The organism is Dokdonella sp., assembly GCF_051958935.1.
Lineage (GTDB): Bacteria > Pseudomonadota > Gammaproteobacteria > Xanthomonadales > Rhodanobacteraceae > Dokdonella_A.
The window spans coordinates 36,806-57,922 of sequence record NZ_JBQCFP010000163.1 but is presented as its reverse complement, the minus strand read 5'-3'; the positions used below and the strand labels follow the sequence as shown (position 1 = coordinate 57,922).

The 21,117-nt window shown below is 71.4% G+C and carries 20 protein-coding genes; 13 read left to right on the top strand and 7 right to left on the bottom strand.

Annotated elements, in window-relative coordinates:
- Positions 1 to 110: 110 nt before the first annotated feature.
- Genes ACTHK2_RS15620 through ACTHK2_RS15610 form a run of 3 tightly spaced genes read left to right on the top strand, consistent with a single transcriptional unit; the run spans position 111 to position 3,295 of the window.
- Complete coding sequence (locus ACTHK2_RS15620; protein ID WP_440246645.1) at positions 111 to 890, top strand: uroporphyrinogen-III synthase; 780 nt, start codon at positions 111 to 113, stop codon at positions 888 to 890.
- Between the two features lie 48 nt (positions 891 to 938).
- Positions 939 to 2,039, top strand: coding sequence for a uroporphyrinogen-III C-methyltransferase (locus ACTHK2_RS15615; protein WP_440246644.1), 1,101 nt, complete (start codon positions 939 to 941; stop codon positions 2,037 to 2,039).
- A complete protein-coding gene (locus ACTHK2_RS15610; RefSeq protein WP_440246643.1) occupies positions 2,036 to 3,295 on the top strand; it encodes a heme biosynthesis HemY N-terminal domain-containing protein in 1,260 nt (419 codons plus the stop codon). The genes ACTHK2_RS15615 and ACTHK2_RS15610 overlap by 4 nt, the downstream gene beginning before the upstream one ends.
- A gap of 209 nt (positions 3,296 to 3,504) precedes the next feature.
- On the opposite strand, the gene ACTHK2_RS15605 is transcribed toward ACTHK2_RS15610, so the two are convergent.
- On the bottom strand, positions 3,505 to 4,077 hold the full coding sequence (locus ACTHK2_RS15605; RefSeq protein WP_440246642.1) for a DUF2845 domain-containing protein: 573 nt from the start codon (positions 4,075 to 4,077) through the stop codon (positions 3,505 to 3,507).
- Positions 4,078 to 4,130: 53 nt separating this feature from the next.
- The gene (locus ACTHK2_RS15600; protein WP_440246641.1) at positions 4,131 to 5,198 is read right to left on the bottom strand and encodes a 2Fe-2S iron-sulfur cluster-binding protein; all 1,068 of its coding nucleotides are present in this window, start codon (positions 5,196 to 5,198) and stop codon (positions 4,131 to 4,133) included.
- A gap of 126 nt (positions 5,199 to 5,324) precedes the next feature.
- On the opposite strand from ACTHK2_RS15600, the gene ACTHK2_RS15595 reads away from it, so the two are divergent.
- The 4 genes from ACTHK2_RS15595 to ACTHK2_RS15580 all read left to right on the top strand — a co-directional run bounded on the left by ACTHK2_RS15595 (position 5,325) and on the right by ACTHK2_RS15580 (position 8,635).
- Positions 5,325 to 5,762: a hotdog fold thioesterase gene (locus tag ACTHK2_RS15595; protein ID WP_440246640.1), complete on the top strand. Its 438-nt coding sequence runs from the start codon at positions 5,325 to 5,327 to the stop codon at positions 5,760 to 5,762.
- A 2-nt stretch (positions 5,763 to 5,764) separates the two neighbouring features.
- The gene (locus ACTHK2_RS15590; RefSeq protein ID WP_440246638.1) at positions 5,765 to 6,715 is read left to right on the top strand and encodes a serine/threonine protein kinase; all 951 of its coding nucleotides are present in this window, start codon (positions 5,765 to 5,767) and stop codon (positions 6,713 to 6,715) included.
- Between the two features lie 71 nt (positions 6,716 to 6,786).
- Positions 6,787 to 7,596, top strand: coding sequence for a lysophospholipid acyltransferase family protein (locus ACTHK2_RS15585; protein ID WP_440246637.1), 810 nt, complete (start codon positions 6,787 to 6,789; stop codon positions 7,594 to 7,596).
- Entirely contained in the window at positions 7,583 to 8,635 is a 1,053-nt protein-coding gene (locus ACTHK2_RS15580) for a YheT family hydrolase (protein WP_440246636.1), read from the top strand. The genes ACTHK2_RS15585 and ACTHK2_RS15580 overlap by 14 nt, the downstream gene beginning before the upstream one ends.
- A 53-nt stretch (positions 8,636 to 8,688) precedes the next feature.
- Here the strand turns inward: ACTHK2_RS15580 and ACTHK2_RS15575 are convergent, their stop codons facing one another.
- Positions 8,689 to 9,183 carry a hypothetical protein gene (locus ACTHK2_RS15575; RefSeq protein WP_440246635.1) on the bottom strand — a complete coding sequence of 165 codons (495 nt, stop codon included), beginning with the start codon at positions 9,181 to 9,183 and terminating at the stop codon, positions 8,689 to 8,691.
- 8 nt (positions 9,184 to 9,191) lie between these two features.
- Positions 9,192 to 10,688, bottom strand: a complete 1,497-nt coding sequence (locus ACTHK2_RS15570) for an AAA family ATPase (RefSeq protein ID WP_440246634.1) — start codon at positions 10,686 to 10,688, stop codon at positions 9,192 to 9,194.
- A 115-nt stretch (positions 10,689 to 10,803) separates the two neighbouring features.
- Here ACTHK2_RS15570 and ACTHK2_RS15565 point away from each other — a divergent pair, with 115 nt between their 5' ends.
- The 3 genes from ACTHK2_RS15565 to ACTHK2_RS15555 all read left to right on the top strand — a co-directional run bounded on the left by ACTHK2_RS15565 (position 10,804) and on the right by ACTHK2_RS15555 (position 15,145).
- Positions 10,804 to 12,879 (top strand): tetratricopeptide repeat protein, encoded by a 2,076-nt coding sequence (locus ACTHK2_RS15565; RefSeq protein WP_440246633.1) that lies wholly within the window; start codon positions 10,804 to 10,806, stop codon positions 12,877 to 12,879.
- 67 nt (positions 12,880 to 12,946) lie between these two features.
- Positions 12,947 to 13,579 carry a YbhB/YbcL family Raf kinase inhibitor-like protein gene (locus ACTHK2_RS15560; protein ID WP_440246632.1) on the top strand — a complete coding sequence of 211 codons (633 nt, stop codon included), beginning with the start codon at positions 12,947 to 12,949 and terminating at the stop codon, positions 13,577 to 13,579.
- 222 nt (positions 13,580 to 13,801) lie between these two features.
- Positions 13,802 to 15,145 carry an aspartyl/asparaginyl beta-hydroxylase domain-containing protein gene (locus ACTHK2_RS15555; RefSeq protein ID WP_440246631.1) on the top strand — a complete coding sequence of 448 codons (1,344 nt, stop codon included), beginning with the start codon at positions 13,802 to 13,804 and terminating at the stop codon, positions 15,143 to 15,145.
- Positions 15,146 to 15,208: 63 nt separating this feature from the next.
- Here the strand turns inward: ACTHK2_RS15555 and ACTHK2_RS15550 are convergent, their stop codons facing one another.
- On the bottom strand, positions 15,209 to 15,991 hold the full coding sequence (locus tag ACTHK2_RS15550) for an undecaprenyl-diphosphate phosphatase (protein ID WP_440246630.1): 783 nt from the start codon (positions 15,989 to 15,991) through the stop codon (positions 15,209 to 15,211).
- 213 nt (positions 15,992 to 16,204) lie between these two features.
- Here ACTHK2_RS15550 and glnA point away from each other — a divergent pair, with 213 nt between their 5' ends.
- Positions 16,205 to 17,614: a type I glutamate--ammonia ligase gene (glnA, locus tag ACTHK2_RS15545; RefSeq protein WP_440246629.1), complete on the top strand. Its 1,410-nt coding sequence runs from the start codon at positions 16,205 to 16,207 to the stop codon at positions 17,612 to 17,614.
- A gap of 313 nt (positions 17,615 to 17,927) precedes the next feature.
- Here the strand turns inward: glnA and ACTHK2_RS15540 are convergent, their stop codons facing one another.
- Positions 17,928 to 18,125 (bottom strand): CsbD family protein, encoded by a 198-nt coding sequence (locus ACTHK2_RS15540; RefSeq protein ID WP_440246628.1) that lies wholly within the window; start codon positions 18,123 to 18,125, stop codon positions 17,928 to 17,930.
- A 26-nt stretch (positions 18,126 to 18,151) separates the two neighbouring features.
- Complete coding sequence (locus ACTHK2_RS15535) at positions 18,152 to 18,502, bottom strand: BON domain-containing protein (protein WP_440246627.1); 351 nt, start codon at positions 18,500 to 18,502, stop codon at positions 18,152 to 18,154.
- 159 nt (positions 18,503 to 18,661) lie between these two features.
- On the opposite strand from ACTHK2_RS15535, the gene ACTHK2_RS15530 reads away from it, so the two are divergent.
- Together ACTHK2_RS15530 and ntrC are read left to right on the top strand one after the other, a co-directional pair.
- Positions 18,662 to 19,696 carry a two-component system sensor histidine kinase NtrB gene (locus ACTHK2_RS15530; RefSeq protein WP_440246626.1) on the top strand — a complete coding sequence of 345 codons (1,035 nt, stop codon included), beginning with the start codon at positions 18,662 to 18,664 and terminating at the stop codon, positions 19,694 to 19,696.
- 13 nt (positions 19,697 to 19,709) lie between these two features.
- A complete protein-coding gene (gene ntrC / locus ACTHK2_RS15525; protein ID WP_440246625.1) occupies positions 19,710 to 21,110 on the top strand; it encodes a nitrogen regulation protein NR(I) in 1,401 nt (466 codons plus the stop codon).
- Positions 21,111 to 21,117: the final 7 nt, after the last annotated feature.

Here is a 21,117-nt window from a genome sequence, read left to right as displayed (position 1 = left end):
CGGAGGTTCGCGAGTGCGGAAAGTGGTGCGTGCATCGGCTTGGGTCCGGCAAAGCCGGACAGTGTGGGGGTGCATCGCGTGCGCCTCAAGCGCGGCCGTATGATGGCGGCATGCCGAGTACCGCCCGCCCGTCGCGCACGCCCATGAGCCGCAGTGCGCTCGCCGGCGCGAGCATCGTCGTGACGCGACCCGATGGCGCCGCGCTGTTGCGCAGCGCGCGCCGGCTCGGTGCGGCTGCGCTGCCGTTGCCGGGCCTGGCGCTGCGCGCGTTACCGCATGCGCGCCGGCACGGCGCGTTCGACGCTTGGATCTTCACGAGCCCTGCGGCGGTGCGCTTCGCACTGCGCCACGCGCCGGGCGTACCCGTGCCGAGGCGCGCGAGGGTATTCGCGATCGGCGCCGGCACGCGCGCCGCGCTCGCGCGGCATGGCGTCGATGCGCGGGCGCCGGAGCGTGGCGACAGCGAAGGCCTGCTCGCCCTGCCCGGACTTGGCGCCGTACGCGGCTGGCGCGTCGCGCTCGTCGGCGCGCCGGGCGGGCGCGACCTGATCGCGCCCGCGCTCGTTTCGCGCGGCGCGCAGGTCGAGGCGATCCACGTCTACCGGCGCGTGCCGCCGCGCCTGACCCGCCGGCATTTCGACGCGCTCGCGGTCGCGGCCGAGCCGCTCGTGACCCTGCTGTCGAGCGGCGAAGCGCTCGCGAACCTGGTCGCGGCGTTGCCGCCACCGCTGCTCGCGCGGCTGCGCGCGCAGGCACTCGTGGTGAGCAGCCACCGCCTCGCCGATGCGGCGCGCGCGGCGGGTTTCGACGCGATCACGATCGCCGCGTCGGCCGCACCGCGTGACCTGCTCGCCGCTGCCGCCGGCGTGCTCGCGCGGCCGCGCGCGTGACGTCGCGCCGCGCTGCCGCGCGCGGCGCTTTCCGCTAGCATGCGAGCCATGAGCGAAGACATCGGAAGTGCCTCGCCCGCGGGCGGCAGTGAACTCGCGCCGCGCCCGACGCCGCGTGCGCCCACCCAGCGGCGCGGCGCCGCGCTCGCCTGGCTCGTCGCCTCCGCCGCGCTCGTCGTGGCGCTCGTCTCGTTGTGGCGCGTCTACGCGCTCGAGCACGGAAGCGCCGCCGCGCAGGCCGCTGCGATCGACGACCTCGGCGCGCGCCTCAATGCGCTCTCGCGCACCGTCGAGCAGCGCAAGCGCGACCTCGACGGCATGCGTGCGCGCCTGACCGATGCCGACGCGGTCAACAAGAGCGTGCGCGAGGAACTGCTCGCGCTCGGCGAACGCTCGCGCCACCTCGAGGACGCGGTCGCCAACCTGTCCGAACAGCGCCTCAGCGGGCGCGACGCGCTCGCGCTGAACGAGGCCGAGTTCCTGCTGCAGCAGGCGCAGGAGCGGCTCGCGTTGTTCCAGGACGCGCCGGCGGCGATTTCCGCCTATCGCCTCGCCGATTCGGCGCTCGCCGCCGCGGAAGACCCGGTGTTCGCCTCGGTGCGGCAGACGATCGGCGCGGAGCGGCAGGCGCTCGAAGCGAGCCGTCCCGCGGACACGCATGCGACGCTGGCGGCGCTCGCGCGCCTGCGCGAAGCCACCCTGGCGCTGCCCACGCGCCGCGCGGCGACGCGCGAAGACGCGCCTGGTGCGCCGTCGCGCTGGGCCGGCTTCATCGAGCAGTTCGTGAAGATCAGCCACGACGACGGCCACGTGGCGCCGACGCGCGACCCCGGCCTCGCGCGCGCGCTCGTCGTGCTCGACCTGCGGAACGCCGAGGCGGCCCTGCTCGCGCGCGATGGCGATGGTTACAAGGCCGCGCTGGCAAGCGCGCGCGCGGGCATCGCGGCGACGTTCGACGAGGCCGCCACGCCGACGCGCAGCGCGCTCGCGGAGATCGATCGCCTCGCGGCGGTGCCGCTCGCGCCGGCACTGCCCGAACTCGGCAGCGCGCTCGAGGAGCTGCGCAACCTGCGCGCGACGCGCGCGCTTGCGCATCCGCCGCTGGTGCCGATCGCGCCGGCGCCGAAGCCGGATGGAGCGGGCACATGAGGCTCTGGCGTACCGTACTGGTCTTCCTCGTCGTCGCGTTCGTCGCCGCTCTTGCCTGGCACTGGCTCGCGGCCGATCCGGGTTACGTGCAGGTGCGCCTGCGCGGCACGACGGTGGAGTCGAGCCTCGTCGTCGCGATCGCTCTGCTGCTCCTCGCCTGGGTCGGAATCATGTTGGCCTGGAGCCTCCTGCGCTGGCCGTTCCGCGCCTGGGGCCGTTCGGTCAAGCGACGCGGGCGTGAACGCCTTGCCGCCGGCCTCACCGCGTTCGCCGAAGGCGACTACGCGCAAGCCGAGCGCGACCTTGCGCGCGCGGCGCAGAACGCCGCGTTCCGCACGCCGGCGCTGCTCGTCTCGGCGCGCGCCGCCTACGAGCGCGGCGCGCCCGAGCGCGCATCGCAGGCACTCGACGAAGTCGGCCCCGGCGGCGCGCGCGCGGCCGATGCGACGCGTGCGCGCTTCCTCGTCGAGAGCGGTCGCCATGCCGATGCGCTTGCATTGCTGAAGCCGAAAGCCGCGACCGGCGAGCTCTCGTTGCGCGGCTGGCGCCTGCTCGCCGAAGCCGCGCTGGCGCAGGGCGAGGTGCAGACCGCGCTCGACGCCCTGCCCGCACTCGCGCGCAGCCAGTCGTTGACCGCCGATACGCAGGCCGCGCTCGAGACGCGCGTGCTCGCCGCTGCTTTGGCCGCCGCGCCCGACGCGGCGCGACTCAATGCGACATGGAGCGGTGCGACCCGCGCACAGCGCAAGCGCGCCGAACTCGTCGCGGCCTTCGCACGCCGCGCGGCCGCGTTGGGCCAGGTGCTCGCGGCGATGGACGAGATCGAATCGGCGCAGCGGCGCGAGTGGAGCGACCTGCTCGCGACCGTCTACGGCGAACTCGGCGCGGCCGAGGCCGGCGCACGCCTGCGCCAGGCCGAGGCATGGCTCTCGCTCGCGCCGAACAGCGCACCGTTGCTGACCGCGCTCGGCCGCCTGTACGTGCTGCAGGGCCATTACGGCAAGGCCGAAGAATCGCTCGAGCGTGCACTCGCGCTGGTGCCCTCGGCGGCCGCATGGGAAGCGCTCGGCGACTGCCGCAAGGCCGAGAACGACCTCGCCGGCGCGAACACCGCCTACGCGAACGCACTGCGCTGCGCGCGCGGCGAAGCGACCGTCGCGCTCACGCCGCTGCTCGCGCGCGGGCCGCTCGACACGCGGCCGATCGCGTTCGAGGAACGCAGCGAACACGGGGTGCCGCGGCTGCCTGCGGCGTAGGGCGGACCTGCCGACCTGCCCCATCAGCCAAGGCCCAAGGGCAGGAGCGGAGGCTCCCGTCGTTGCCACGGCGAACGCCGGACCCAGCGCCTCACGGCCGACACGAAGAGCTGGATTGCGGCTGCGCCCGAATGGCGCCGTCGTGGACTGCGTGCCGCGCTTCCCGTGCGTTCGGCGAGGTGCGCGAACCCGGCAGGAGCGCCCAGGCGTCAGCGCGCGAGCGATTCGACCGTGTCGACACGGCCGTCGACGAGATGGACCATGCGCACGTAGTGGCGGTCGCCGAAGTCGTAGATCCAGTCCTCGCGTCGCTGGTCGCGCCAGCGCTCCACGCCCGGTAGCGGGCGTCGCACGATCGTGTCGCGTTGGCTGCGCCGTGACGCGGGTTCGCCGCAGCGCGCGACGAGTTCGCCCGCGCTGAGGCCGCCTAATAGCCTGTCCGGGTCGCAGTCCTCGCCGATGCGCTCGACGCCGTAGCCGAGCGTGGCCTCCTGCGCCAGCAGGCCATCGCGGAAAACGAGCCGGCGCATGAGCTGGCGCGGGCCGAAGTTGTAGTACCACACGTCGTACTGCACTTCGCGCTGGCTCTCGAGCGGGCCGTCGCGGCCGATCACGACGACGTCGCTGTAGCGGTCGGTCCAGAACGGATCGCCGCAGCGCTCGCGCACCTGGAAATCCTGTGCGCCGTCGGTGACGAGGCGGTTGCCGCAGCGCATCGCCGCGGCGGGCACGCTGGCGAGCAGGGCGAGCAACGCGAGCGGGAGCAGGATGGAGCGAGGCATGGCGGTCTCACGTGCAGGGTCGCGGCATCGACCGCGAAGAGCCGGGCGAGTTCTCAGAACCCGTCGATGCCGGCGCGCCCGCGCAGGATCTGCGCGATCACGTCGGGTGCGTAGTCGAACGAATCGTAGTACAGGCGGTCCTCCGGCAGGCCCGCGTCGGCGAACGCGCGCCGGCCCGCATCGATCATCGCGGGCGGGCCGCTCATGTAGACGTCGAATGCGGACAGATCCGGCACGTCCTCGAGCAGGACCTCGTGCACGAGACCGCTGCGCGCGATGTCGCCCGCTCCGGCGTCGCCCAGCACCGGGACGAAGCGGAACGCCGCGACGTCGCGCGCCCAGCGCTCGGGAAGTTCGCGCAGGTACAGGTCGGCCGCGTCGCGCGCGCCCCAGTACAGCGCGATCGGCCGGCGCGTACCCAGCGCGAGGAAATGTTCGATCAGCGCCTTGATCGGTGCGAAGCCGGTGCCACCGGCCATGAAGATCATCGGGCGCTCGCTGTCCTCGCGCGGCACGAAGGTGCCGAGCGGCCCCTCGACGTCGAGTCGCGCACCGGGCTGCAGCACGTCGAACACCGTGTTGGTGAAGTCGCCGCCGGCGACGCGGCGCACGTGCAGTTCGATCACGTCGCCATCGCCCGGTGCGGCGGCGACCGGCGCGTTGGCGATCGAGAACGCGCGTCGGCGGCCACCGTCGAGCAGCACGTCGAGGTACTGGCCGGCGAGCCGGCGCAGGCGTTCGCCGGGCGCGGTTGCCAGATGCAGGCGCGCGACGTCATGGCCGAGCAGGTGCTTGCCGGTGACGCATACCTCGAGGCGCTTGCGCGGTATGTCGGCGACCGAGGCGACCTCGCGCGCCGCGATCGTCACGTCGCCCGAGGGCACGGCCTGGCACAGCAGTACCTGGTGGCGCAGTTGCTCGGCCGCGTTGAGCGCGCTCGGAGGGTTGCGCGGATAGGTGCAGGTACCGTCGATGAGGGTCGCCTTGCAGCTGCCGCAGACACCGGCGAGGCATGAGTACGGCAGTGCGAGGCCGGCACGGCGCGCGCCCTCGAGCACGGTCTCGCCGGGCAGGACCTCGAAGCGCTTGCCGCTGGCTTGCAGGGTGACGGTGTGGGACACGCGATCCGGGATCGTGGGATGGTGGCGATTGTCGCCCAATTCGGCGCGCGCCGCGAAAGGCCGTCCGAGCCTGCCTGCGGCACTCGGCCGTCGGCTATAGTCACCGCCCGACTGCGGAGCCTCGCCGTGCCCATCTGGAAGCAGACCACCGACCTCGAGCGCATCAACGCGTGGAATCGCGGTTGCATGGTCGAGCATCTCGGCATGCGCGTGACCGCGATCGGCGACGACTGGGTGCAGGGCACGATGCCGGTCGACGCGCGCACGAAGCAGCCGTTCGGCCTGCTCCATGGCGGCGCCTCGGTCGCGCTCGCCGAATCCCTCGGCAGCCTCGCCGGCAACCTGTGCATCGAATCGAGCGAGATGGCGGTCGGCCTCGACATCAACGCGAACCACGTGCGCGCCGCGACCGACGGCGAGGTGACGGGCACCGCGCGCGCGGTGCACATCGGCCGCACGACGCAGGTGTGGGAGATCCGCATCGTCGACGCGCACATGCGGCTCGTCTGCATCTCGCGCCTCACGCTCGCGGTGGTGCCGCGGCCGACGCCGAAGGCGGTCTGACGATGACGGCGTCCGCGCCGTACGACGCACTCACGCCCGATACAGTGCTCGATGCGATCGAGGCTGCCGGCTACACCACCGACGGCCGCCTGCTCGCGCTGCCGAGTTACGAGAATCGCGTCTACCAGGTCGGCATCGAGGACGGCGTGCCGCTCGTCGCGAAGTTCTACCGGCCCTTGCGCTGGAGCGATGCGGCGATCGCCGAGGAACACGCGTTCGCGCTCGAACTCGCCGCGGGGGAACTGCCGGTGGTCGCGCCGCTGGTCATCGACGGCGTGACCCTGCTCGTCCACGCGGGCTTCCGCTACGCGCTGTATCCGCGCCGAGGCGGTCGCGCGCCCGAACTCGAATCGGCCGACCACCTCGCCTGGATGGGACGCCTGCTCGCGCGCCTGCATGCGGTCGGCGCGCGTTCGCGCTTCCGCGCGCGCGGCGCGATGGACGCCGATACCTTCGTGCGCGAAGCCGCGCGCGCGGTGCTCGCTTCGGACCTGTTACCCGGGCACCTCGAGGAACGCTATCGCGCGCGTACCGCAGCGATCGCCGACCTCGTCGACGCGCGCTTCGCCGGTGTCCAGCCCGCCACGCTGCGCCTGCACGGCGACTGTCACGGCGGCAACGTGCTGTGGACCGACGGCGGCCCGCACTTCGTCGATCTCGACGACGCACGCACGGGGCCGGCCGTGCAGGACCTGTGGATGCTCGCACCGTCGCCGCGCGCGCTCGACACCCTGCTCGAAGGCTACGCGGAGTTCCGCGACTTCGATCCGCGCGAACTCGACCTCGTCGAGCCGCTGCGCCTGATGCGGCAGATCCACTGGGCCGGCTGGGTCGCCGCGCGCTGGCACGACCCGGCGTTTCCGCGCGGGTTTCCGCAGGTCGGCGAACCGCGCTGGTGGGAGCAGCACCTGAACGATCTCGCCGAGGCGATCGAACGCCTGCAGGCCGCCTGAACGACGCGCCTGCCTCGTGCGGCGGCGCACCAGACTCCGCTACTATCGCGCCGACACCCGCACGCCTGCCGATGAACCGACTCGTCGAATCCCCCGTCGCCGCCGTACCGCCGAGCGATCGCCTGCGACCGTGGCGCTATGCCTGGCGCGTTCCGCAGCTGCTGCTGCACGCGATCGTCGCGGTGCCGCTCGCGCTGCTCGCGCTCAACCCGCTCGCCGCGCGCATCCGCGTCGGACGCACGACGTTCGAAAAGACGATGATCCGCTGGTGGTCGCGCCGCCTCCTGCGCATCTTCGGCCTGCGCATCCGGAGCTTCGGTGAGCCGCTGCCGGGCGCGGTGCTGTACGTCGCCAATCACATTTCATGGCTCGACATCGAGCTCATGCACAGCCGGCGGCCGGTCAGCTTCGTCGCCAAGAGCGAAATCGCCGGCTGGCCGTTCGTCGGCTGGCTCGCCTCGCGTGCCGGCACGATCTTCCACCGCCGCGGCAACACCGATTCGCTCAACGCGGTCATGGCGCGCGTGATCGAACGCCTGCGCGCGGGCGAGCCGGTCGGCGTGTTCCCGGAAGGCGGCAGCGGCCACGGCGATCGCGTCGGCACGTTCCACGCACGCATCTTCCAGACCGCCCTCGACGCCGACGTCGCGGTGCAGCCGGTCGCGTTGCGCTACGGCCGCGACGGGCACCAGGACCCGCGCGTGCCGTTCGCCCGCAAGGAGAGTTTCTTCACGAACTTCCTGCGCGTGCTCGGCAACCCGGCGATGGATGCGGAGATCCACTTCCTCGAACCGGTGCCGGCGGCGCCCGAGGCGCGCCGGCGCATGGCCGAACTCAGCCGCGCGCGCATCGTGCAGACGCTCGGCTATGGCAACGACTGAAGCCGCGCTCGCGCCAGAGGCGTCGCCCGGCCGCACATTGCCGCGCGGAGCCGACTTCGCGCCGCCGCGCTGGCTCGCCAATCCGCACCTGCAATCGATCCTCGCCTCGAGCGCGCTGCGCCGCATCGCGCTGCGCCGCGCGCAGCAGGAGATCGAGCGCCGCAGCGAGGAACACGTGCTCGATTGCGGCGATGGCGTGCGCCTGCAGGGCTTCCTCGCGCGCCAGCGCGTGCGCGAGCGCGCGCACGGGCTCGTCGTGCTGCTGCACGGCTGGGAAGGCAGCGCGCGCTCGTCCTACGTGGTGGGCACCGGCGTGCGCCTGCTCGGTGACGGCTTCGACGTGTTCCGCCTCAATTTCCGCGACCACGGCGACACGCATCACCTCAACCGCGAGCTGTTCCACTCCAATCGCATCGACGAGGTCGTCGCCGCCGTGCGCGCCGTGCGCAGCGCGTTCGCGGCCGCGCCGGTCGCCGTCGCGGGGTTCTCGCTCGGCGGCAACTTCGCATTGCGCGTCGCATTGCGCGCGGCGGATGCGGTGCGCTACGCGCTCGCGGTGTGCCCGGTCGTCAGCCCCGCGGCGGGCCTGTTCGGCCTCGAGGAAGGGCCGTGGATCTACCAGCGCTACTTCCTGCACAAATGGCGCGAGTCGCTGCGGCGCAAGCGCGCGTTGTTCCCCGACGTCGACTGGTTCAGCGCGGAGGACTTCGCCTCCGACCTGCGTGGCCTCACGCGCGCACTCGTGCTGCGGCATACCGATTTCGAATCGCTCGAGGCCTATCTGGACGGCTACTCGATCGCCGGTGATCGCCTGCGCAGGCTCGACGTGCCGGCGACGATCCTCACCGCGGCCGACGATCCGGTCATCCCGGTCGCCGATTTCCGCGCCTTGCAGCTGCCGCCCAACGTCGAACTCGACATCGCCGCGCACGGCGGCCACTGCGGTTTCATCCTCGACGCGAGCCTGCGCAGCTTCACCGGCGACTACATCGCGCAGCGCATGCTGCGCCACCTCGCGCACGACGGCAGCGCGCAATAGCCGTCGTCGTCGGCGGCATCGCGACTGAAGTTGCTCCCACGCATCCTCGGTCCTCAATCGCGCAACCACTGCAGCATGTGCGGATACGGCTCGATGCCGCGACGGCGCGCGTCCTCGCCGATCGCGCACAGGCCGAGCGCGGCGAGGCCGGCGACGCCGACGTAGACGCCGAGCGAGAACGACTGCGCGAGGCCGGGCGCGTGGCCGCGATAGCCTCCTTCGTGGAACAACGCCTCCACCGGCATGCTGAGCCGCACGCTCGCCGCATACGACCACGCGATCGATTCGACTTCGCCGCCGTGTTCGAAATGCTGCTCGGCGGTGAGTGCATCGTCGAGCGCGCCCCGATGCGCGGCTGGCGTGAGCGCGATGTGGCCGGCCTCGTGCAGCAGGTCGGACGGCCAGGCGAGGCGCGCAGGATCGTAGACGAGTTCGCCGCGCGTGATGCGGATGCCGGGCAGGAACGTGCCGTCGTCGAGCGTCGCCGCGCGCGGCGGCAGGCCGATGCCGGCCAGGAAGGCGACGATGCGCTCGAGCGGCGCGTGCATCGTGGCGCTCAGTCCGCCGCCACCGTGCGGCCACGTGCCCAGGCCCGCAACGCGGCGACCTTTTCCGCCATCAGCACCGACAGCGGCCGCGTCGCCGCGCACTCGGCGAGCAGTTGTGCCTGGGCCGGCGCGTCCTGCCGAGCGGCCGCGGCGGCATACAGCGCGGCGACGACGATCTGCTCGATCTCCGCGCCGGAATAGCCGTCGCACGCGCCCGCGAGCGCTTCGAGGTCGAACGTCGCCGGATCGAGGCCGCGCTGCGCGAGGTGCAGGGTAAAGATTTCCATGCGCGTCGCCGCGTCGGGCAGGTCGACGAAGAACGTTTCGTCGAAGCGGCCCTTGCGCAACAGCTCGGCCGGCAGCTGCTGCACCTCGTTCGCGGTCGCGACGAGGAACACCGGCGCCTTGCGTTCGGCCATCCAGGTGAGCAGGTAGCCGAGCACGCGGCGCGACACGCCGTCGTCGTCGCCCGAGGTCGACAGCGCCTTCTCGATCTCGTCGATCCACAGCACGCACGGCGCGAGCAGCTCGGCACTCTTCAGTGCCTCGCGCAGGTTGCGCTCGGTCTCGCCGTGGTACTTGTTGTAGAGCGAACCGAAATCCAGGCGCACGAGCGGCACGCCGAAGCCGCCCGCGGTCGCCTTCGCCGCGAGGCTCTTGCCGCAACCCTGCACGCCGAGCAGCAAGACGCCCTTGGGCGGATCGAGCTTGACGCTCTGTTTTTCACCGAGGAACGCGGCGCGCCGCTGCGCGATCCATTGCTTGAGGCGCGTGAGGCCGCCGATGCGGGCGAACTGCGCGGTCTCGTATTCGAAATGCAGCAGGCCGTCGCGATCGAGCAAAGCATGCTTGGCGCGCGCGAGTTCGGGCAGGTCGGCCGGGCTGATCGCGCCATCGTCGTAGATGAGCTTGCGCGCGATGCGGCGCGCGTCCTCGAGCGCGAGGCCGACGAGGTTGCGCACGATCGCGCGTGCCGCCTCGGCATCGACCGTGACGCGACGCCCGTCGTGGTCGCGCGAGTAGCGGAACGCTTCCTCGCGCAGCATCGCCGCGAGGGTCTCCTTGTCGGGCAGGGCGAATTCGAAGCGCGTCGCGACCGCCGCGAGTTCCTCCGGCAACTCGATGCCGGCGCCGACGAGCACGAGCGTGTGCTCGACCGAATCCTGCCGCTGCACGATCTCGCGCAGCAGGCGCAGGGTCATCGGGTAGCGCAGGTAGGGCTGGAAATCCAGCAGCAGGTAGACGCCCGCGACCGGCGTGCGCTTGATCGCCTGCAGGCTGAGGCTCGCGTCGGGCGCCTCGCGCATCGCGGGGTCTTCTTCGTCGTCGAGATCGAGGTCGAGCCGCTCGAGGCCGCCGGTGATGCTCCAGCGCCAGAACGGTCGCAGCGACTGCGCAATCGCGTGGCGGAACCCGGAGATCACGCCGTTTTCGTCGGCGGAATCGACCAGCAGCAGCGGGGTGCGGGCCCTGAGCAGGGTGGTGAGGTCCTGGTTGCGGCTCACGGTCATCGCGCTACGGGGATCGAAAGCGCGAAAGCCTAGCATGGCCGGATGCGGCATAATCGGCGGTCCGGCGCGCGCCCACGCGCGCCTTCCGCATCCGCAAGACGACGCTCGCATGCTCAAAGACGCCATCGACCATCATCGCCAGGGCCGCTTCGCCGAAGCCGAACAGGGCTATCGGGCGAGGCTTGCCGAGCAACCCGACGACGTCGAGGCGCTGCACTTGCTCGGCATGCTGCGTTACCAGCTCGGCGACACGCCCGAAGGCAGCACCCTGCTCGAGCGCGCGCATGCGCTCGCGCCCGCAGATGCCGGCGTCGAGCTGACGCTAGCCTCGCTCAACTTCCGCGAAGGCGACCACGAGGCGGCGCGGCGCGGCTTCCACGCGGCACTCGCGCTCGATCCGAACCTGGCCGGCGCGCACGCGGGCCTCGGCCAGCTCGCCCTCATGCGTGGCGAGCAGGCCGTCGCCGAACAGCATTTCCGCACCCCGCTGCGCACCGGCGAGGAGCCGCATGCGCTCGCCGGCCTCGGCGGCTTGTTGCTCGAACGTGGCGACATCGAGGCGGCGCTGCGCCATCTCGGTCGTGCCGCCGACCTCGCGCCGAACGACGCGATGATCCAGTTCATGCTCGGCCAGGCTTTCGCGCGCCGTGACACCCCCGCGTTCGCCGAGCAGGCATTGCGCAACGCGCTGCGCATCAAGCCGGACCTGCACCAGGCGCGGCCGTGGCTCGGCTCGCTGCTGCTCAAGGCGGGCCGCCGCGAGGAAGCCGACGCGCAGTACCGTGAGCTGCTCGGCGTGCCCGGCTTCGAGATCGCCGCGCAGGTCGGCATGGCCGATGTCGCGCGCGCGGACGGTCGCTACGACGATGCCGTCGCTTCGTACCGCGCCGCCCTCGCCGCCGATCCGGCGCAGCCGATGCCTGCGCGTGCGCTCGCCTGGTCGCTCGCGCGGCTCGGCCGCGTCGACGAGGCGATCGAGGCATACGACGCGTGCCTCGCGATCTCGCCCGACGACGACGTGCGCGCGGCGCGCGCCGACCTGCTCAACCTCGCCGGCCGCCTGCCGGAGGCCGCGGCAGTGTGGAAGGAGATGCTCGGGCGCAATCCGGCCGACCTGCTCGCGCGCAACCGGCTCGCGCTGCTCGCCGAGTACCTCGGCGAACTCGAGGCGGCCGAAGCGCACGCGGGCATCGTGCTCGCCGCGCGCGAAGACGCCGAGATGCGCCTCGTGCGCGCCCGTGCGCGCCTGCGCGAAGGCGATCTCGACGGCGCACGCGCGATGCTCGACGCGCTCGGGCGCGACGACCTCAACATGGGCCAGACGCGCCTGCGCTGGAACTATCTCGGCCGCCTGCACGATCGTGCCGGCGACGTGGCCAAAGCGGTGCGTTGCTTCGCCGAAGCGCAGCGCGGCGCGCCGCTCGCGGTGCCTGCGCTGGCCGAGCCCAATCCGCAGCTCGACGTCGCGCTCGCCGAGGCGCAAGACGCGCCATGGGCGCATGCGCCCGTACTGCTGCTCGGCGCTCCCGGCAGCGGCGTCGAACGTATCGCCGCGCTGCTCGCCGACCAGTCCGGATTGACCGTGCTGCGCGACCGCATCGGCCCATCGGCGCGTGCGGACGACTTCAGCCAGCCGCGCTTCCAGCATTATTGCGGTGACCTCGACGCGGCCGCGCGCGAAGCACTGCGCGAGCGCTGGCTCGCGCCGCTGCGCGCCGCCGGCATCGCGCTCGACCGGCCGATCGTCGACTGGCTTCCGCGCTGGGATGCGCACCTGCTCGCGCTCGTGCACCGGGCGATGCCCGGGGCGCGCATCGTCGTCGTCGAACGCGATCCGCGCGACACCTTGCTCAACTGGCTCGCGTTCGGTTGGGCGCGCGGATTCCCGTGCAGCGACGTCGACGGTGCCGCCGACTGGCTCGTGCGTGCACGCCGCCACCTGCGGCACGGCGCCGACGTCGCCGCGCCCCGCCGCCTCGTCGTCGCGGCGGATGCCCTGCTCGACGATCCGGCCGGCGCCGGTGACGCGCTCGCGCGCTTCCTCGGCCTCGATGCGCTCGAGCCGGGGCCGCAGTTCGCCGCCATGACACGCAGCCTCGGCGGCCTGCCCGTGCGTTTCCCGGCGGGGCACTGGCAGCGTTATCGCGACGCGCTGGCGGGGCCGTTCGCCAAGCTCGTCGGCTAAACGCGTCGCGCGTCGCGCCTGTCGCGCGGCGCCGGTGTGCGCGATACTGCCGGCGGAGGTGCCGACCGTGCGTATCCGCAGCGACGATTTCCGCGACATGCAACCGATTCCGGACGAGTGCGCGTTCGGGCGCCCCGGTCCGGACGACGAGCCCTGCATCCTGTCGGCGAACCGCAGTCCGCACCTCGCCTGGGACCAGGTGCCCGAAGGCACGCGCTCGTTCGTCATCACCTGCATCGACAGCGACGTGCCGACGCGCGGCGACGACGTCAACCAGGCTGGCCGGCGCGTGCCGGCGTCGCTGCCGCGGACCGACTTCGTGCACTGGCTCATCGCCGACATCGGTGCCGACTGCCGCGAACTCGCGCATGCGAGCTGCGGCGACGGCGTCGTCGCACGCGGCAAGCGCACGCCGCCCGGCCCCGCCGGCTCGTGCCAGGGCATCAACGATTACACCGGCTGGTTCGCCGGCGATGCCGCGATGGCGGGTGACTATCTCGGTTACGACGGGCCGTGCCCGCCGTGGAACGACGAGCGCGTGCATCACTATCATTTCCGCATCCATGCGCTCGATGTCGCCCGTCTCGGCCTGCGGGCCGGGTATTCGCTCGCGCAACTGCGCGAAGCCATGGCGGGCCACGTGCTCGCCGAGGCGGAGCTGACCGGCACCTACACACTCGCGATCGCGCTGCGCCGCTGAGTCCGCGCGCGTCGCGAGGCAGGCGAAGCCCGCCGTCATCGGTCGCCGCGCATGCGCCCTCTCCACGGCACTCGGTGGGACTCGCGGCCCAACCATCTTGCAGTGGCCTGCGTGGCACGCGGTGGGACTCGCGACCCGACCATCTCGCAGTGACCTGCGTGGTCGCGTCGCTGCGTCCCACGCTCCGGCGCCGATCGCAGCACGCCCCTGCGCGCTGCTAGCATGTGCGGTTTCCGCGCAGGGCACGACGACATCAACACGACTCCGGCATCCACGGGCGCCGACGAACGCCGCGCCGCCGCGCTCGCGCTGGTGGGGCAGGGGCGCATCGCCGAAGCCGAGCGTTCGTTCGGCGAGCTGCTGCGCGACCAGCCCGATGACGCCGATGCGCTCAACTTCCTCGCGATCTGCGCGCACGGGCGTGGCCAGGCCGATGCCGCGCTCGAGCTGCTCGGCCGCGCGCACGCCGCGCATCCCGAGGACACGACCACCCTCACCAACCTCGGCGTGCTGCAGCGCGAACGCGGTCGCCTCGAGGAAGCGCAGGCCGCGCTCGCGGAGGCCGTGCGCATCGCGCCGCGTTCGTACATCGCACGATTGCGACTGGGCGAAGTGCTCGAGGCGCGCGGCCGCCTCGGCCAGGCGCTGCCGGCCTACTTCGGCGCGATCAACCATGCGCAGGAGGTCGGCCTCTGGCTCAGCGACGCGACCACCGATGCACCGCTGCGACCGCTCGTGAAGCATGCGATGCGCGCGCTCGCGGGAGGGCGGCGCATGCTGTTCGCGGCGCTGCTCGCCCCGCTGCGCGAACGCCACGGCGACGCTGCGCTCGCGCGCGTCGGTCGTGGCCTCGCGATGTACCTCGGCGAGCTCGAGCCGGACTATCCCGATCCGCGCCAGCGCCCGAAATTCTTCTACGTGCCCGGGTTGCCGCCGACGCCGGTGTTCGCGCGCGAACTGTTCCCTTGGTACGACGCGCTCGAGGCGCAGACCGAGGTGATCCGCGAGGAGATGCGTGCGGTGTCCAGCGGCGACGCCGGCTTCGAGCCGTTCCTCGGCCATTTCGACGACGAGTCGCCGCTCGCCGTGCATCTGCGCAACGAGCAGGGCAAGCCCGTCTGGGACGCCTTCTTCTTCTTCCGCCACGGCGTGCGCAACGACGCCAACGCCGCGCGCTGTCCGCGCACCGCCGCGATACTCGAAACGCTGCCGTTGTGCCGCATCCGCGAGCACTCGCCGGAGGTCTGCTTCTCCGTACTCACCGCCGGCTCGCACATCCTGCCGCACCGCGGCGTCACCAACACGCGCGTCGTCACGCACCTGCCACTGGTCGTGCCCGACGGCGATCTCGCGCTCGCCGTGGCCGGGCAGTTGCTGCGGTGGGAGGAGGGTCGCTGCTTCAGCTTCGACGACTCGTTCGAGCACGAGGCGTGGAATCGCAGCGACGCGACGCGGGTCGTGATGCTGCTCGACGCATGGAACCCGCATCTGGACGAGATCGAACGCGAGGCGATCACCGCGCTGATCAGCGGCATCGGCGACTTCAACCGCGCGGCCGGACTCTAGCGGCCGGGCGCCCGCCGCCCGCGCATCGACGCGTGGCGCCGATGCGTACGCGAGCAGCGCCGCTCAGGTCGCGAACACGAGCAGTGCGAGCCCGAGCGCGATGCGGTAGATCGCGAACGGCGTGAAGCGGTGCATGCGGATGTAGCCGAGCAGCCAGCGAACGGCGATGAACGCGGTGATCGCGGAAACGACGAAGGCCAGCGCGAGCGCGCCCCAGTCCTCGTGCACTTCGGCGCCCTTGAGCGTCTTCAGGAGCTCGTAGCCGGTCGCGGCGAACATCGTCGGGATGCCGACGAGGAACGCGAACTCGGTCGCCGCGGCCCGGTTGCTCGTGCCGGCGAGCATCGCCACGAAGATCGTCGCGGCCGAGCGCGACGTGCCCGGAAACACGCCCGCGACGACCTGGGCGAGGCCGACGAGGATCGCCACCGTCCAGGTGAGCGTGCTGCGCTCCGGCCGACGCGCCGCCAGCCATTCCGCAGCGAGCATCCAGACGCCGCCGAGCACGAGTGCCCAGGCGACCGGCGCGATGGTCTCGGGCAGCCTGAAGCCGAACCGTGTCGCGGCGAAGCCGAGCACCGCGGTGATGAGGAACGCCGCGGCGAGCTTGAGCGCGTAGTCGCGTTGCACGGGGTCGCCGATGCCGCAGGCAAGGCGCCAGAGGCGCTCGCGGTAGATGAGCACGACCGCGAGGATGGCGCCGGCCTGGATCGCCACGTTGAACAGGTCCGAGCGCGCGCCCAGCCAGTGTTCGGCGACGAGCAGATGGCCGGTGCTCGAGACCGGCAGGAATTCGGTGATGCCTTCGATGAGGCCGAGCAGGAAGGTACTCGCGAGATCGCTCACGGGGCGGCGGACCGGAAGGAGGGATTCGTCGATTGTACGTGGCGGACAGCCGCACCACGTCGGTGCTAGCTAGTCGGAACCAAGCACCATGTTGGTGCGAACGAGCTCCCTGAAAGCGGTGAGCTATGGGGAAAAGCACGACACGACGCGGTTTTCATGCTTTGGCATGCGGGTTGCTGTAACAGGCCGTCCTTCCCTTAGCCGAGGCTCCGCATGCCCGCCCAGAACGTACTCAAGATGATCAAGGATCACGAGGTCGAATTCGTCGACCTGCGCTTCGCCGACATGCTCGGCAAGCAGCACCACGTGACCTTCCCAGCGCATTCGGTCGACGAGTCGCTGTTCGAGGACGGCAAGATGTTCGATGGCTCCTCGATCGCCGGCTGGAAGGGCATCAACGAGTCGGACATGGTGTTGCTGCCCGACGCCGATGCCGCGTTCATCGACCCGTTCATGGCCGACAAGACACTGGTGCTGCAGTGCGACGTGCTCGAGCCGAGCACGATGCAGGCGTATTCGCGCGACCCGCGCTCGGTCGCCAAGCGCGCCGAGGCGTTCCTCAAGTCGACCGGCATCGCCGATACCGCGTTCTTCGGCCCCGAACCCGAGTTCTTCATCTTCGATGGCGTGCGCTGGCAGAACGACATGCACAAGACCTTCTTCGAGATCGAGTCGGAGGAAGGCCACTGGTCGTCGTCGGCGAAGCTCGAAGGCGCCAATAGCGGCTACCGCCCGGGCATCAAGGGCGGCTACTTCCCGGTGCCGCCGGCCGACTCGTTCCAGGACCTGCGCAGCGAGATGTGCAAGGTGCTCGAGCAGGTCGGCATGACCGTCGAGGTGCACCACCACGAGGTGGCCACTGCCGGCCAGTGCGAGATCGGCACGCGCTTCAATACGCTCGTGCGCAAGGCCGACGAACTCATGGCGATGAAGTACGTCATCAAGAACGTCGCGCACCAGAACGGCAAGACCGTCACGTTCATGCCCAAGCCGATCGTCGGCGACAACGGTTCGGGCATGCACGTGCACCAGTCGCTGGCGAAGGGCGGCCAGAACCTGTTCGCGGGCGACCTCTACGGCGGCCTGTCGCAGACCGCGCTGTACTACATCGGTGGCATCTTCAAGCACGCGCGCGCGATCAACGCGTTCGCCAATGCGACCACCAACAGCTACAAGCGCCTCGTGCCCCATTTCGAGGCACCCGTGATGCTCGCGTACTCGGCGCGCAACCGCTCGGCGAGCTGTCGCATCCCGTTCGTGCACAGCCCGAAGGCGCGTCGCATCGAGGTACGCTTCCCCGACCCGATGCAGTCGGGATATCTCACGTTCACCGCGCTGATGATGGCCGGCCTCGACGGCATCCTCAACAAGATCGACCCGGGCGCGCCGGCCGACAAGGACCTGTACGACCTGCCGCCGGAAGAGGAAAAGAACATCCCGACCGTGTGCCATTCGCTCGACATGGCACTCGAGGCGCTCGACAAGGATCGCGGCTTCCTCAAGGCGGGCGGCGTGTTCAGCGACGACCTCATCGACGCGTACATCGAGCTCAAGATGCAGGAGGTCACGCGGTTCCGCGCGGCGACGCATCCGCTCGAGTACCAGATGTACTACGCGATCTGAACTCCGCGCCACCGGGCGCACGGTACGCGGTCTCTCGCGCGCCACTTCGGGCCCTTTCGGGCGCAGGCGCCGAGGGGGATCGGTGGGCAGGGAGCAGAGGAGCAGCAGCGGCAGGCACCTCACTGTCGGCCCGGCGAACGCCGGGCCGAGCGTCCACGCACCGCAACAGGAGCTGCATACCGGCTTTCGGCGGAATGCCGGCACTGTGCACTTTCACGTGATCCTCGAGTCGAGGATCAGCCGCTCCGCACGCAAAAAAAGAGGGCGGCGCAAGCGCCGCCCTCCATCGATGCTTCCCTGCTGCGTCGATTCCTTACAGCGTGCGATCGAACTCGCTGATCTGGCGCTGCGCCTCGTCCTTGGCGATGCCGTAGCGCTCCTGGATGCGGCCGGCGAGGTACTCGCTGTTGCCTTCGGCGACCTGCAGGTCGTCGTCGGTCAGCTTGCCCCACTTCGCCTTGAGCTTGCCGGCGAGCTGCTTCCACTGGCCCTTGATCTTGTCCTCGTTCATTGCGTTCTCCTCGTGGATCGCGTCGATCAGTTGTGCGACTTCAGGCCGCTCGAGTCGACGTTCTTGACGCCCTTCACGCTCTTCGCCGCGGCGACCGCCTTCTGCACGGCGACGTCATTGGCGAGCACACCGGTCAGGGTGACGGTGCCGTCGACCGTCTTGACGTCGATGTCCATGCTCTTCACGCCGTCGGTCGTCGCCAGTTCCGACTTCACCTTGGTGGTGATCCAGGTGTCGGTGATCGGCTGGTCGGACTTGGTGGCCGTTTCGTTGTTCGGCGTCGCTGCCGGTTCGGCCGCGGCGGCGATGCTGGCGCCGCCGAAGGTCAGCAGCGTGGCGAGCGCAAGGGTCGACATACGGAAAGTCTGGGTATTCATGGGTACCTCCTTTCGGTAACACGCCGCATGGCGCGACGATCCCGGCGGGTCGTGCGCCCAACGTAGGTCGGGTGGCCTAACCCACGAGTGAATAACGAAATTTTCAGTGTGGCGACGATTCAGGCTGGCGCCGTGGATGCATTGCACTACAATGGTGCAATGAGCCCTGTCGACCTCGTGACGGCGCCGACTGCTGTACCCGGCTGGACCTTGTCCGAACAGTCGGCGACGCCGATGGCGATCGTCGCCCGCAGCCATGCACTGCTGGCGGCCAATCCCGCGCTGCGCGATTGGTTCGGTGGTGTCGCCGCGCGTGGTTGGCGGGGCGAGGCGCTCGCGCTTCTCGATGCACGTCCGCCGCTGCTGAGCGAGGCGGTCGAACGGGCATTCGCAGAACAGCGCCGCGTGTGGTTGCGCGAGGCGCGGGTGCGAACCGCCATCGGCGACCGCGGTGCCGATCTCGCGCTGACACCGCTCGATGCGGCCACGCTGCTTTTCGAGGTGCTGCCGGTCGCGGTCGAACCCGCCGCGGCGACCCGCCTGTCCGGATCGCTGCGCGGCTTCGCCCATGAAGTGCGCGGACCGCTGGCCGGAATGCGCGGCGCGGCGCAGCTGCTGCAGCGCCGGGTCGCCGGAGACGACGAGCGCGAACTCGCCGGACTCATCGTCGCCGAGGTCGATCGCCTCGCCAACCTTTCCGAGCGCCTGCTGCACGCAGGTGCGAAGCCGCGTCTCGCGCGCGTGAACGTGCACGAGGTGGTCGAGCGCGCCGCTGCGTTGGCGGTGGCGTCCGCGGCGGCGCCGCTGCGCCTGCGCCGCGACTACGACCCGAGCCTGCCAGTGGCGCAGCTCGATGCCGATCGCCTGGTGCAGGCGCTGCTCAATCTCGTGCGCAACGCGCTCGAAGCCGGCGCGAACGAACTCGTGTTCCGTACGCGCGTCGAGCACGCCGCACGCATCGGCGATCGTGTCGTGCGCCTCGCTGCGCGCATCGATGTCGGCGACGATGGCCGCGGCGTGCCCGCCGAACTCGCCGACACCTTGTACGAGCCGCTGGTGTCGGGCCGGGCCGGTGGCAGCGGGCTCGGCCTGGCGCTGGCGCGCGAGATCGCGCGGGAACACGGTGGCGACCTCGCGCACACGAGCCGGCCCGGCGCCACCGTATTCAGCCTGTGGCTGCCGGTGAACGAATGAAACGGAACGACGCATGAGCGCCGCGCCCCTCGCCTGGATCGTCGACGACGACCGCGCGGTACGGCTCGTGCTCGCGGCCGCGCTGCGCGAGGCCGGCTTCGACGCGCGCGAGTTCGACGGCGCCGAGACCGCACTCGCCGCACTGGCCGAGGTGAGCCCGGACCTCCTGTTCACCGACGTGCGCATGGCTGGCGCGAGCGGCCTCAAGCTGCTCGAGCGCGTCGTCGCGCAGTGGCCACGCCTGCCGGTGATCGTGATGAGCGCATTCACCGATGTCGCGACGACGGCGTCGGCCTATCGCCTCGGCGCGTTCGACTACCTGCCCAAGCCGTTCGATCTCGACCAGGCCGTCGCGTCCGCGCGGCGCGCGCTCGCGCAGCACCCCGTGGGCGCGCCGCTGCCGCCCGTCGCCGCCTACGCCGAGCACGAACTCATCGGCCGCAGCGCGGCGATGCGCGAGTTGTTCCGCGCGATCGGGCGCGTCGCCGCGAGCGGGCTCGGCGCACTCGTCACGGGCGAGACCGGCACCGGCAAGGAGCTCGTCGCACGCGCCCTGCATCGCGAGAGTGCGCGCGCAGGCCAGCCGTTCGTCGCGCTCAATACCGCCGCGATACCGAGCGAACTGCTCGAATCGGAACTCTTCGGCCACGAAGCGGGTGCGTTCACGGGCGCCGCGCGGCGCCATGCCGGCCGCTTCGAGCAGGCCGAGCGCGGCACCCTGTTCCTCGACGAGATCGGCGACATGCCGCTCGCGTTGCAGACGCGCCTGCTGCGCGTGCTCGCGGCCGGCGAGTTCTATCGTGTCGGCGGCCGCGAGCTGATCCGTGCCGACGTGCGCGTGATCGCCGCGACCCACCAGGATCTCGACGCCAAGGTCGCGCGCGGCGAGTTCCGCGCCGACCTGTTGCACCGGCTCGACGTGGTGCGCCTCGAGGTGCCGGCGCTGCGGGCGCGGGCCGACGACGTGCCGCTGCTCGCCGAGCACTTCCTCGCACGCGCCGCGGCGCTCGCGGGCGGCGAACCCAAGCACTTCACGCCGGCCGCCCTCGGCGCCCTGCGCGGCTACGCCTGGCCGGGCAACGTGCGCCAGCTCGAGAACCTCTGCCGCCGGCTCGCCGTGCTCGCCCCGGGGCGCGAGGTCGGCGTCGGCGACCTGCCGCCGTCGATCGTGCATGCGGCCGCGCAAGCCGAGCCGGCGGGCTGGGAGGCTGCGCTGCGGCGCTGGGCCGAGCAGCGCCTCGGCGCGGGCGCGACCGACCTCTATCGCGAAGCGGACGAGGTACTCGAGCGCGTCCTGCTCGATGCGGCACTCGCCGCGCATGGCGGCCACCGCCAGAACGCCGCGCGTGCGCTCGGGCTCGGCCGCAACACGGTGACCCGCAAACTCGGCAGCTCGCGCCGCCGTCGCTCCTGACCTGGGA